This window comes from Streptomyces sp. NPDC031554 (genome assembly GCF_055580685.1).
The window spans coordinates 474025-486578 of the sequence record NZ_JBVIKX010000001.1 but is presented as its reverse complement, the minus strand read 5'-3'; the positions used below and the strand labels follow the sequence as shown (position 1 = coordinate 486578).

At 73.9% G+C, this 12554-nt stretch carries 12 protein-coding genes; 7 read left to right on the top strand and 5 right to left on the bottom strand.

Annotated features, from left to right (window positions below; translation table 11 throughout):
* Positions 1-30: 30 nt before the first annotated feature.
* Entirely contained in the window at positions 31-546 is a 516-nt protein-coding gene (locus ACZ5FU_RS02085; RefSeq protein WP_469044241.1) for a MarR family winged helix-turn-helix transcriptional regulator, read from the top strand.
* Between the two features lie 42 nt (positions 547-588).
* Here the strand turns inward: ACZ5FU_RS02085 and ACZ5FU_RS02080 are convergent, their stop codons facing one another.
* Positions 589-1374, bottom strand: coding sequence for a hypothetical protein (locus ACZ5FU_RS02080; protein WP_451775510.1), 786 nt, complete (start codon positions 1372-1374; stop codon positions 589-591).
* A 368-nt stretch (positions 1375-1742) separates the two neighbouring features.
* On the opposite strand from ACZ5FU_RS02080, the gene ACZ5FU_RS02075 reads away from it, so the two are divergent.
* From ACZ5FU_RS02075 to ACZ5FU_RS02050, 6 genes are read left to right on the top strand one after another with little or no spacing between them, the layout of a single operon-like run.
* Positions 1743-4655, top strand: a complete 2913-nt coding sequence (locus ACZ5FU_RS02075; protein WP_469044239.1) for a sensor histidine kinase — start codon at positions 1743-1745, stop codon at positions 4653-4655.
* A complete protein-coding gene (locus tag ACZ5FU_RS02070; RefSeq protein ID WP_451525535.1) occupies positions 4652-5158 on the top strand; it encodes a roadblock/LC7 domain-containing protein in 507 nt (168 codons plus the stop codon). The genes ACZ5FU_RS02075 and ACZ5FU_RS02070 overlap by 4 nt, the downstream gene beginning before the upstream one ends.
* Positions 5155-5586 (top strand): DUF742 domain-containing protein, encoded by a 432-nt coding sequence (locus ACZ5FU_RS02065; RefSeq protein WP_451525536.1) that lies wholly within the window; start codon positions 5155-5157, stop codon positions 5584-5586. Before ACZ5FU_RS02070 ends, ACZ5FU_RS02065 begins: the two co-directional genes overlap by 4 nt.
* A complete protein-coding gene (locus tag ACZ5FU_RS02060; protein ID WP_451525537.1) occupies positions 5567-6214 on the top strand; it encodes a GTP-binding protein in 648 nt (215 codons plus the stop codon). The genes ACZ5FU_RS02065 and ACZ5FU_RS02060 overlap by 20 nt, the downstream gene beginning before the upstream one ends.
* A gap of 13 nt (positions 6215-6227) precedes the next feature.
* Positions 6228-7481 carry a styrene monooxygenase/indole monooxygenase family protein gene (locus tag ACZ5FU_RS02055; protein ID WP_469044237.1) on the top strand — a complete coding sequence of 418 codons (1254 nt, stop codon included), beginning with the start codon at positions 6228-6230 and terminating at the stop codon, positions 7479-7481.
* Positions 7482-7535: 54 nt separating this feature from the next.
* Positions 7536-9005 carry a hypothetical protein gene (locus ACZ5FU_RS02050; RefSeq protein ID WP_469044236.1) on the top strand — a complete coding sequence of 490 codons (1470 nt, stop codon included), beginning with the start codon at positions 7536-7538 and terminating at the stop codon, positions 9003-9005.
* Here the strand turns inward: ACZ5FU_RS02050 and ACZ5FU_RS02045 are convergent.
* The 4 genes from ACZ5FU_RS02045 to ACZ5FU_RS02030 form a co-directional block, all read right to left on the bottom strand.
* Positions 8978-10180, bottom strand: a complete 1203-nt coding sequence (locus ACZ5FU_RS02045; RefSeq protein WP_469044235.1) for a C40 family peptidase — start codon at positions 10178-10180, stop codon at positions 8978-8980. The genes ACZ5FU_RS02050 and ACZ5FU_RS02045 overlap by 28 nt on opposite strands.
* A gap of 213 nt (positions 10181-10393) precedes the next feature.
* Positions 10394-10684, bottom strand: a complete 291-nt coding sequence (locus tag ACZ5FU_RS02040) for a hypothetical protein (RefSeq protein WP_451775522.1) — start codon at positions 10682-10684, stop codon at positions 10394-10396.
* 14 nt (positions 10685-10698) lie between these two features.
* Positions 10699-11349, bottom strand: a complete 651-nt coding sequence (locus ACZ5FU_RS02035) for a TetR/AcrR family transcriptional regulator (protein ID WP_451525542.1) — start codon at positions 11347-11349, stop codon at positions 10699-10701.
* 35 nt (positions 11350-11384) lie between these two features.
* Positions 11385-12323: an AurF N-oxygenase family protein gene (locus ACZ5FU_RS02030; protein ID WP_451525543.1), complete on the bottom strand. Its 939-nt coding sequence runs from the start codon at positions 12321-12323 to the stop codon at positions 11385-11387.
* Positions 12324-12554: the final 231 nt, after the last annotated feature.

Here is a 12554-nt window from a genome sequence, read left to right as displayed (position 1 = left end):
CGCGCGGGAGGCCTGATCAGGAGTGCTGACGTGCACGAGGACGGAAACGGCGACGGACACGGGCGCACCCCCCGGACGTCGCCGGGCGGTGCGCCCGAGGCGTCGCCGGGCGGCGCGGACCGGGAGTTCCTCTCCCTGGAGCGGGAGCTGACGGTGCTGCTGCGCCGCGCCCGCGCCAACCAGGGCGAGATGGCCCGCGAGGTCCACCCCGACCTGGAGCCCGCCGCCTACGGCCTCCTCGTCCGGCTGGAGGAGCTGGGCCGGCAGCGCGCGACCGAGCTGGCCGCCTACATCGGCGTCGGCAAGGCCACCATGTCCCGTCAGCTGCGCGCCCTCGAACAGCTGGGACTGGTCGCCCGCGAGCCCGACCCGGCCGACGGGCGGGCCTGGCTGGTCGCCCTGACCGAGGAGGGCCGGACCCGGGTCGGCCGCGTCCGCGAGGCCCGCCGCGCGCGGTACGTCAGCCAGCTCGCCCACTGGGACCGCGGCGCGGTCGCCGAACTGGCCCACCTGCTGCACGAGTTGAACCAGGGCATGGCCAAGTAGGCCCCGCACCGGGGCTCGCGCGGGGACCCGCGCCAGGAGGGATCACAGCTCCACGTGGACGACCGTGGCGTCGTCGTGCGTCTTGGCCCGCCCCAGGAACACCCGCTCGGTGTCGGCCCGTTCCCGCTCGCGCACCCGCTCCACCACCGCCCGCGCCCCCTGCCCGGAGAGAAGGGCGAACAGGTCGGTCCAGTCGCCCTCCCGGAACGTCTCCACCCAGCGGGTCACCCCGTCGCTCAGACCGGCCAGGGCCGCCACCTCCCCGCGCGGGACGGAACCGGTCACCGCGCGGGCGGCCACCGACGGATCCGCGGCGGCCGTGAAGAAGCCGCCCTCCCGGTTGCGGGCGCGCGCGTCGCAGATCTCCGCGCTGGCCAGCAGGGCCCGCGGCACCCGGTCGAGCCGGTCGTCGCGGACCGCCGTGACCGTGCCGCCGGGGGAGGCCAGCAGGAGGACCGCGTCGGACAGCACCAGGTAGTCGACCCGCTCCGGCGACCAGCGCGCCACGGCCACGGTCGCCTGCGGGGTGCGCGGGTGAGAAAGGTCACAGGTTCCGGCGTGCGCCCCGGCGGTACGCGCGAGAGCGCGCCCCAGGGCCTCCGCCAGGGGAACATCCGGGAGGGAAAGGGTCAGTTCGGTCAGGGCCCCGCCCAGTCGCGCGGTGAACCAGGGGACCGAATGCAGACAGCCCGAGCTGCCCCGGGGCGGCGTCACCCCGTCCAGGACGACCAGCGCGCCGCCCTGTCCGGAGGCGGGAAGCCCGACACTCGCGAAGTCCTCGTTGGGCCGGCCGCGGTCGCCGGGTTCCGACACAAGCTCCGTACGCATCCGGCCAGTCTGCACGAGCCCTCCACGCCCTCCGCGAAAGGCCCGCGATGTTCGCCGGGCCGGTGCACCCCCGCAGGTCAGACGCCTGTTTTGGACGGTAATGAAGCACTCCGGGAAGGCGTGGCGGCGAATACTGCCAAAGGCTGCCGCCCACGTCCAACCGGCCCGCCGGGCACCGCCGTCGCACGCGCCAGGGGAACTTGCCCGCCAACTCTCCTCCGATGTTCACTCCTTCGGGTGGCGGGGCATGCGATGCGCGTCCCCTGCCCACCGGCACTGGGAGGGTCGGGAACCGTACCGGACAGGACATGCCAGTTGACGGTGTGTCATCCGGCCCATGGGTACACGAGTCAGGAATGCGAGCACCGGTGCAGAAGACGCGGCCTCGGCGCCCAGGCAGCAACACGGCCTCCGAGGGGGGCGCGGAGCCCACCCCCGTCGGCAAGGGCCGCCCCACCCACGTACGCAACCGGCTGATCGTCGCGGTGACCGTCGTCGCCGCCGCCATCGCCGGAGCGGGCGCGCCCTCCGTCCTCGACGCCTCCGGGCGGCTGAAGGACTCCCAGGAACTGGTCACCCTGGCCGAACAGACCCAGGACGCGCTCGCGCTCGCCCAGGCGCTCGCCGACGAACGCGACGAGGTCACCGTCTACGTCGCGGCCGGCCGGACCAAGTCCAGGGCCCCCTCCCCGGAGGGCAGCGCCCGCGTGGACCGGCAGGTGCGCGAGCTGACCGCCGGCACCGACACGCCCGCCGCGCTCCGCGAGGACCTCGACGGCATCGCGACCGTGCGCCAGGAGGCCCTCACCGGCCGGAGCACCGCGCTCCAGGCCCACCAGGCCTACTCGAAGGCGATCACCGCGCTGCACGGTCTGGCCGAGCTGCTCGCCGAGCGGATGCCGCCCCGCGCGGGCTCCGGCGCGTACGCCCTCGCCGAACTGGACACCGCCGTCCAGCAGGCCGCCGCGACCCGCGGACTGCTGCTCGCCGCGCTGAACGTGCCCACGTCCACCGAGAGCGTCTACGACCCCGTCACCGGCGGGACCTCCACCGAGAAGGTCTCCTCCGACGCCGACGCGAAGCGCCGCGACGCCCTGACGGCCGCCGCCCAGCAGGCCCGCCTGCGCTCCGACGCCTCACTCGCCGCCTTCCGGGAGAACGGCCCCGAACAGGCCGTCGACTCCTACGACTCCACGGTCACCGGCACGGACGTGGAGGCCGCGGAGAAGTACCTCGCGTCCCTCACCGACCAGCCGGAACTGAGCGACGACGACCTGCGGACCAGCACCAAGAAGCTCGACGCGGCGCTCGCCGCACGCGTGGAGCTGATGCGCGGCGCCGAGTCCGCCCTCTACGACCGCCGCACCAAGGACCTCGCCCAGCTGCGCGACGACGACGTCACCGCGCTGGAGATCCGCATCGCCCTGCTCGGCGCGCTGATCCTGCTGGCCGTCGGCATCGCCACCGGCATGGCCCGCAGCCTCACCCGCCCGCTGGCCGTCCTGCGCATCGGCTCCGCCCGGCTGGCCGGCGCCGAGAACCCGGCGGCCGAGGAGCCCGTCCGGTTCACCGGCCGCAACGACGAGTTCGCCCAGGTCGTCCGCTCCGTCAACGCCCTGCACGAGCACGCCGCCGCCCTCCACGAGCGCGTCACCACCCTGGAGTCCGACCGCAAGCACCTCGTAGGGCAGCGCCAGCGGATGGCCGACGCCCGCGAGGCGCTGCGCACCGAACTCGCCGACTCCGCCGCCCAGCTGGACCGGCTGCGCGGCAGCATCGGCGGCACCTTCGTCAACCTCTCGCTGCGCACGCTCGGTCTCGTCGAACGGCAGCTCGCCGTCATCGAGGGCCTGGAGGAGCGCGAGCAGGACCCCGACCGGCTGGCCACCCTCTTCAAGCTCGACCACTTCGCCACCGTCATGCGCCGGCACAGCGAGAACCTCCTGGTCCTCGCCGGCACGGAACACGTCCAGCAGCACGCCGGACCCATCCCGCTGGTCGACGTCGTCCGCGCCGCCGTCAGCGAGATCGAGCGCTACGAGCGCGTCCGCATCTCCGCGCTGCCGCCGCACGCGCACGTGGCCGGCTTCGCCGCCGACGACCTGAGCCACCTGCTGGCCGAACTCATGGAGAACGCCACCGCGTTCTCCCCGCCGGACCTGCCCGTCGAGGTCTCCGGCTGGCTCCTGGAGAACGGCGAGGTCATGCTCTCCGTCCAGGACGAGGGCATAGGCATGGCCGAGGAGCGCCTGTCCCGCCTCAACGCCCGCCTCGCCGAGTTCACCCCGGACTCGCCGTACGAGCAGGAGGGCGAGGAGGGCCTCGGCCTCGGTCTGTACGTCGTGGCACGGCTCGCCCACCGGCACGGGGTGCGCGTGCAGCTGCGCGAGCAGAAGAAGGGCGGGATCGCGGCCGTCGTCGTCCTCCCGACGCCCCTGCTCGCCGCCTCGCCGGCCACCGCGGTCCCCGGGTCGGCCCCGGGGGCCGGCACGCACACCTTCGCCCTGCCCGGCGCGGACGCGGAGGCCAACTCCAACGTCCTGCCCGGCGGCCGCTCCGAGCCCGGCGGCGACCCGCTGGTCGAGGCCGCCGAGCGGGCCGTACGGGAGACGGGACCGGAGACCCCGGCCGAGACGACGATGGAACTCCTCCTCCCGGCGGACGCGGACTCCGACGCGGACACGGACTCGGACACGCACGCGGACTCCGAGGCGCACGCGGAAGCCGGGCAGGAGACGGACCCGACGGTCTCCGGACCCACCGACCCCGAGCCCGAGGCAGCCCCCGAGCCCGAGGCAGCCCCCGAGCCCGAGGCAGCCCCCGAGCCCGAGGCAGCCCCCGAGCCGGAGGTCACTCCCGAGCCGGAGGTCACTCCCGAGCCGGAGATCGCCCCCGAGCCGGAGGCCACTCCCGGTCCCGAAGCCGACCCCGCCCCCGAAACCGCCCCCGGACCGGAGGCCGCCCACGGCGGCGCCGACCGGGCGGAGCACACCAGGACCCCCGACGCCTCGGAGGACGTCGTCACCGACAAGGGGCTCCCGAAGCGCACCCCCAGACTGACCTCACCCGCCCCGGCCCCCGGCCGGCGGAGCGGATCCGTGGACGCCGACGCTCTCCGCCGCCGTCTCGGCGGCTTCCGCCGGGGGGCGGAGGCCGGATACCGCGACGTGGAGGCGGAGATCGCCGAACGGACGGCCCGCGACAAGGTGCCGTCACCCCAGGAAACACACGCACACGCCGCAGAAGACACGGGGGGCACAGTCGAGGAGGCAAGCAGTTGACCGCGTCCAGTACCTTCGGACTGAGCAGTGAAGCCCGCAACCTGCACTGGCTGCTGACGAACCTCGTGGAGGAGGTGCCAGGCATCCGGTCCGTCGCCGTCGTCTCCTCCGACGGCCTGCTGCTGCTCTCCTCGGACCCAGGCCGCCACGACGCGGCGCGCGAGTCGCTGGGAGCCCGGCCCACCGGCCCGCGCGGTTCCGCCGCCGACCTGGCCACCATCGTGTCCGGCATCGGCAGCCTCACCATCGGCGCCGCCAAGCTCATCGGGTTCGGCGGGGTCAAGCACACGATGACCGCCATGGACGAGGGCAGCCTCTTCGTGATGTCGATCAGCGACGGCTCGCTGCTCGGCGTGCACGGTTCCGCCGACTGCGACATGAACGTGGTGGCCTACCACATGGCCCTGTTCGTGGGCCGCGCCGGTCACGTCCTGACCCCCGAACTCCGCAGTGAACTGCGAAAATCCCTGGAGTCGGAGGAGACGACGGGGAGCGGCCGATGAGCACGACGCCGCAGAACCGCAGGCAGCAGCTCCCCGTCCGGGGCGGCGACCGCAGGCCGGCCCGGGTGCGCCCCTACTCGCTGACCGGCGGCCGCACCCGCTTCGGTCACGTCCTGCTGGTCGAGACGTTCGTGGCGACCACGGCCGAGCTCGAGGCGCCCGAGAGGCGCAGGGAACTGACGAACGGATCGCTCACCACCCGGGTCATGCCGGAGATGCGGGCCATCGTCGAACTGTGCCGCCGGATGCGCACGGTGGCCGAGATCGCCGCGCTGCTGAGGATGCCCCTCGGCGTGGTCCGGGTGCTCCTCAGCGACCTCGCGGACCAGGGAAAGATCCGTGTGTACGGCACCGGGACCGGTCACGGTACGGGCCGTCCCGACCGCGCTCTGCTGGAAAGGGTGCTGAGTGGACTCCGTCGTCTCTGACGCCGACACCCCCTTCGGTGTGTCCCCGCTCCTCGACGAACCGGACGAGGAACTGAAGTCCTGGCAGACGGACCGCACCCGGGCCCCCGTCGCCACGAAGATCGTGGTGGCCGGCGGCTTCGGCGCCGGCAAGACCACCCTCGTCGGGGCCGTCTCGGAGATCACGCCCCTCCAGACGGAGGCGCTGATGACCGAGGCGAGCGAGGAGACCGACGACCTCACCGGCACCCCGGACAAGGTCACCACCACGGTGGCCATGGACTACGGCCGCATCACGCTCGACGACGACCTGGTGCTCCACCTGTTCGGCACGCCGGGCCAGCAGCGGTTCTGGTTCATGTGGGACGACCTGGTGCGCGGCGCGATCGGCGCCGTCGTCCTCGCCGACACCCGGCGGCTCAAGGACTGCTTCCCCGCGCTCGACTACTTCGAGAGCTGCGGACTGCCGTACGTCGTGGCCGTCAACCACTTCGACGACGGCGAGCTGTTCGAGCCGGAGGACGTGCGGGAGGCACTGACCGTCCCGCGGCACATACCCGTGATGATCATGGACGCGCGTCGCCGGATATCCGTGATCGAGACCCTCCTGGCCCTGGTGGGCCACGCGCTCGACGAAACCCCCGAGTAGGAGACAGCCCCGCATGCGGAAGATACTCGTCGTCGGAGCCGGCCAGTCCGGCCTCCAGCTCGCCCTCGGCCTCCAGTCCCACGGGTACGAGGTCACCCTGATGTCCAACCGGACCGCGGACGAGATCCGCGCCGGCCGGGTGATGTCGACGCAGTGCATGTTCCACACGGCCCTCCAGCACGAGCGCGACCTCCAGCTGAACTTCTGGGAGCAGCAGGCCCCGAAGATCGAGGGCCTCGGCGTCTCGGTCGCGGCCCCCGGCTCGCACGACCCGGGACCCACGCAGCGCGCGATCGACTGGGTGGGCAGGCTCGACGGCTACGCGCAGTCCGTCGACCAGCGGGTGAAGATGGCCGGCTGGATGGAGACGTTCGCGCAGCGCGGCGGCCAGCTGGTGATCCACGGCGCGGCGGTCTCCGACCTCGACTACTTCTCCCGCGCCTACGACCTCGTCCTGGTCTCCGCGGGCAAGGGCGAGCTGGTGCAGATGTTCGGCCGCGACGCCTCCCGCTCCCCCTACGGCGAGCCGCAGCGCGCGCTGGCGGTGGCCTACGTGCACGGCCTGGGCCCCCGCCCGGAGCACCCGGACATGGAGGCGGTCCGCTGCAACCTGGTGCCCGGCGTCGGCGAGATGTTCGTCATGCCGACGCTCACCACCTCGGGCCGCGCCGACATCCTGTTCTGGGAGGGCGTCCCCGGCGGTCCGCTGGACGTCTTCAAGGGCGTCAAGGATCCTTCGGAGCACCTCGCCCTGACCCTGGAGCTCATGGAGAAGTTCCTCCCCTGGGAGTACGCGCGGGCCACCAAGGTCGAGCTGACCGACGCCGGCGGCACCCTCGCCGGCCGTTACGCCCCCACCGTCCGCAACCCGGTCGGCCACCTCCCCGGCGGGGGCCTGGTGCTGGGCGTCGCCGACGTCGTCGTCACCAACGACCCGATCACCGGCCAGGGTTCCAACTCCGCGTCCAAGTGCGCGGCCTCCTACCTCGCCTCCATCCTCGAGCAGGGCGAGAAGGAGTTCGACGAGGCCTGGATGCAGGCGACGTTCGACCGCTACTGGGACACCGCCCGGCACGTCACCAAGTGGACGAACGCGATGCTGGCCCCGCCGCCGGAGCACGTCCTGAACCTCATCGGCGCGGCGGGCGCGCTCCCGCCGGTCGCCGACCGCTTCGCCAACGGCTTCGACGACCCCGCGGACTTCGAGGACTTCTTCTACGAGCCGGAGAGGACGGCCGCCTACCTGGCCTCGGTCACCGGGGCCTGAGGGCCGCCGCGCGAAGCCGCGGACAGCCCTCCGCTGCGGTGGCATACTCGCGCGATGCCCTCTCTCGGAGAACGCCTCACTGGCCTGCGCCGCACCGGAATACGTTCCTTCCACGAGATCGAGCGCGATCTCGTGGGAGTGAACGGCCCGCACGTGCTGCCCCACAACGAGACCGGCGTGATCGGCTGGGGCACCTCGTGGCGGATGCAGGGCCACCTGCTGATGGCGGAGCGCACCGGCCGCCCCGCCTACGCCGAACGGCTCGCGGAGCTGATCGACCAGGTGCTCCGGGCCCGCGACGACGTGCGCGGCGCGCACGACTTCCGCGGCCGCAGCCTGCCGGTGTGGAGCAGCGCCCACAAGTTCACCGCCGCCTCCGCCGTCCTGTGCGACACGGACGGCCGGCCCGCCCTGGAGGTCACGGTCTGCCCGCCGCACGCCAGGACCGCCCGGGTCACCGTGACGGCGGACGGCGACCGGCACTTCCGCCTCACCGTGACCGGTCCCCAGCGCGCGGACGTGGACGTGACGGGGTTCGCTCTCGACCCGCTGGACGAGCGCCGGGCGGACCGGGCCGTGTACGCCGCGTACGAACAGCGCACCGCGGTCACCGCCCGGCTCGTCCCGCACGACCGTCCGGTCCCCGGCCCCCGGCGCCTGCGCCCCGGCACCTTCGCCGTGCGGCCGGCCACGGTCTCGCTCGCCGCCCAGACCGGCATGATCACCTACCCGATGGCGGGACTGGCCCGGCTCGCCCGCGACCGCCCGGACGCCGTACCGGCAGCGGTGCGGCGGCGCGTCGACGGCTACCTCGACGCGGTGGACCGCGCGCTGCGCGTGCACGACGAGCAGTGGGGGACGACGGACGACGGACGCGGCTTCTACCGCTGGCTGCCCGACGAGCCGGTCTCCTTCGCGGGCGCCGAACTGCCCACCAACGAGTTCCTCGCGATGGGCCGTACCGCCGTCCAGCTCGCCGTGGTCACCGGCGAGGCCCGCTGGCGCGAACGCGCCGCCGCGATGGCCCGCGCCCTGCACGGCGACCTCACCGTCACCGACGGCGCGGCGGTCTGGCCGTACTGGCCCGGCTTCGGCCGGGTGCACCAGGGGTGGCGGGCGACCGGTTCGCCGAAGACCGACGGTTCCGACGTCCGCCCCTCCTACCGCGCGGTCACCGTGCCCGAGGACGTCACGCACGCCCTCATCGACCTCGACTTCCTCTGCCTCTACCACGACGCCCCCGGCCTGCCCGAGGTGTTCACCCGGGACGACATGCGCGCCGTGGCCCGCACCTTCACCCGCAACGCGGTCGAGCTCCGCGGCCGCACGCCGCGACTGCGCCACGACGTCGGAGGCGGTGGCCGCCGCGGCACCGACCGCGAGCAGGCCTACGCCGCCGCCTGGCTCCCGCTGCGCCGCTGGTCCCGCGAGGTGCCGCGGCTCGTCCGCGCCGTCCGGCCACCCGCTCCACCGCTTCCGCTGATGGGCGTGGACACCTACTGCGCGGCCCTGCTGGCCTCCTGACGCCCGGAAGGGGCCCCGGCGTCGGGAGCGGGGAGAGCGGTCGTGACGTCGTTGCCCGCGTCGGGGCCCTCCGTCGCGGTCTCCGGGAGCGCGGGCGGCTCGTACCGGGGACGGGGCGGCTCCAGCGGGTCCGGGCGTACGGCTCCGAGGATCGGGTTGGCCGCGATCGGGGACACCTTCACCGCCGTCCCCGGCCGCGGGGCCTGCACGACCCTCCCCCCGCCCAGGTAGATCGCGACGTGCGTGGCCTCGGGGAAGTAGACGACCAGGTCGCCGGGGCGCAGTTCGGCCAGCGGGACGTGCTCGAGTTCGGCCCACTGCTCCTGGCTGGTGCGGGGGATGGGGGAGCCGGCGGCCCGCCAGGCCCGGGAGGTCAGGCCCGAGCAGTCGTAGGACGCCGGACCCTCCGCGCCCCACTCGTACGGTTTGCCGATCTGGCGCACGGCGTAGCGCACCGCGCGGTCGCCCTCCTCCGACGGGTTGCGGCCGTCGTCGAGCGTGCCGGAGGCCATGATCTCGTCCTGGGCCGCGGCGACGCCGTCGCGTTCGAGGCGGGCGAGGGCCGCGAGCTGGCCGGCGGTGAGGGAGGAGAGGAGTTCCTCCACGTCGTCCAGCCGGCGGCGCACCGCGTCGCGTTCCTTCTTCCGGCGCTCGGTGAGGGTGAGTTGCTCGTCGAGGGCGGCGCGGGCCCGGCGGGCGAGGGCGTCGGCCCTGCGTTCGCCGCCCTCCAGCCGCCCCACCGTCTCCACGCGTTCGCGCGCCAGCCGGCCGATCACACGGCCCTGGTCGAGGGCGCGCTGCGGGTCGCGGGCGAGCAGCAGCCGTACGTAGGGGGAGAGGTCGGTGCTGGTCTGGTACTGCCGGCTGGCCAGCCGGCCGGCCGCTTCCCGGCTCTCCCGCAGGGACAGACGGGTCCTGGCCAGCGCCGCGGCGAGCCGGTCGGCCTCGGCCCGGCGCTCCTTGAGCTTCTCCTCGGTGGCGTTGTAGGTCTCGGTAGCCCGTTCCGCGTCCCGGTACAGCTTCTGAAGGTCCGTCAGCAGCTCGGCCGCCGACCGCTCGCCGCTCCGCGGCGGTCGCGGTGCGGCCGCGGCGGCCCCGGGGGGCGGCAGCAGCACCTGCGCGGCCAGTGCCGCCGTACAGAGGGCGCCCAGCAGACCCGGCAGCCTTCTTGACACGTCATCACCTCCGCCGCGGGGCGGCCCCTCCGCCCCGCACGGCGAGCATCGGGTGCGCGCGCGGATCCCGCGCGCCGGGTGTGGGCGGTTCGGCGCAACGGGGTCACCCGTCGGCGTCGTCCCGGTCCCCCCGCGGCGCGGCGCCGGGCTCCGGCCCTTCCGGCGTGACATCGGGCCGAGGCCTCTCGCGGCGCGGCGTCGGGCCCCGGTCCTTCACCGCGCGGCGTCGGGCCCGGTGTCCGGCTTGGACCACGGCCACTTCGGCCGGGTGTCCCCCTTCCCGCCCTCCGGGTCGTAGGCGTACTTCCAGCCCCGCCGCAGGCCGAGCTTCCCGCCGGGGCCGCGCGGGACGCGCCGGTAGACGAGGACGGTGGGCGGGCCGCCGGCGGCGTCCGGCACCGGGATGCGGTACGTCTTCGGCGGGTGGCCGGTCGGGCCCAGCAGCACGGGGAGGACACGGCCGTCCATGGGGCCGCCCTCGAAGGGGGTGTCTTCGCTCTTCACCGCACCAGTGTCGATCAGGTCTCCGCCGCGAGCGCACCGCGCAGCAGCTCGGCGGTCTGGGCGTCCCGCTCCGCGGTCACCGCGAGGACGGCGACGAACTGGTCGACCAGCCAGTCCCGCAGCTCGTCCGCGGGCGGCTGCTTGTCCTCGTCGAGCCAGATCAGCGAGGCCGCCTCCACCGCCGTGATCCACATCCGGACGGTCATCCGCAGCCTGCGCCCGGGGTCGGACACGTCCAGGTGGCTGTAGATGCGCTCGGCCGCGGCCCGCCGCACACCGTCCACGATGGCGGTCGTGCGGGAGGTCTCCACGACGCTGCCGCCCTGGAGGAGGGCGCTGAACCCGGCGTCGTGCCGGCCGACGAAGGTGAGGTAGCGGTCCAGGGCGCGGGCGAGCCGGGGGAGCGGCGGGCCCTCGTGGGGCTCGTCGAAGCAGTCCCGCAGCTCGTCCGCGGCGGTCCGCAGCGCGGCCTCGTACAACTGCTGCTTGCCGCCGGGGAAGTACCGGTACACCAGGGGCCGGGAGACCCCGGCGGCCTCGGCCACGTCGTCCAGCGAGACGTCCTCGGGGACGCGGTGCGCGAACAGCGACAGGGCGGCCTCCAGCAGCTGGCTGCGGCGCTCCTCGACGCTGAGGCGACGGTAGGCGGGGGCGGCGGGGCTCATGACGTGCAGCGTAATCGCCCGCCCCCGCGGTGTGCCTACGCCAGCAGCCCGGAGGACTTCCACAGCCGTCGTCCCACCCCGCGCAGCACGCCGATGTCGTCGAGGAAGTCCGTCAGGCGCTTCGCGCCGGTCTGCATGACCTCGCGGCGGTGGCCGCTGGCCTTGACCTGGGCGAGCGCCTCCCGCTTGTCGAGGCCGACGTTGGTGTAGACGTCGGGGTTCACGAAGGCCACCGAGAACACCCGGGCGAACTCGCCGGAGGTCACCCGCGTGAACTCCTGCGACCACCTCGGCGCGGTCACCATCTGCCGGCGCAGCTCCTCACGGGCGTACCGCACGTGCCGGGCCTCCTCCACCACGTGGATGCGGGTGACCCCCCGGATCAGGGTCTGGACCCGCTCGTCGGGGAAGGTCAGCCGCTGCATCCAGTCGAGGATCTCCTCGCCGAGCAGCGTGGCCGTGAAGGAGCCGGGCGTGGTGGAGATCGTCTTGAACAGGCGGCCGAGCTGCTGGTGGGCGCGGCTCACCGGGTACCAGGGGGTGCCGCCCTGCGCGATCAGCCGGGCGAACATCTTCGAGTGCCGGCACTCGTCCTCGATCTCGGTGAGCGCGTACCGCACGTGCGCGCTCGTCGCCGCCTTGTCGTAGATGTGCCGGCACAGCAGCTGCATCAGGATGATCTCGAACCAGATGCCGAGCGAGGCGAGCGCGGCGGACTCGTGCCGGGACAGCAGGATCCGCTGCTCCTCGCCCATCTTCTTCCACAGCGGGGTGTCGTACAGCGACACCAGCTCCGGCGGCCAGAACCACTTGCCCTCCTCGAAGGGCGCGTCCCAGTCGAGTTCCCGGTCGGGGTCGAAGGAGTGCTTGGCGGAAGAGGCGAGCAGCCGCTCGGCCACCTGCTCCCGGTCCTTGAGCAGTCCGAGCGCGTCGCGCAGGCCGTCCAGCGCGTCGGCTTCCGTCAGGGTCGTCATGGCTGATCCACCTCGTCGTACGGGGGCGGGTACGGGTCGTACGGCAAGCGGGCCGGGTCGAGCGGGGTGCGGGACGCGGTCGTGCGAGGGGTTACCGGCGGTTCACTTGCCCAGTACCTCTTATGAGACTGCCTGTCAGCAAGCTCGTCAATCCCCTTCGCGGCAACGGTTTCCTCCCGGACCGCCCGCGCGGCCGCCCGCGGCGGCGCCCCGCCGGGGCGGCCCGGTGCG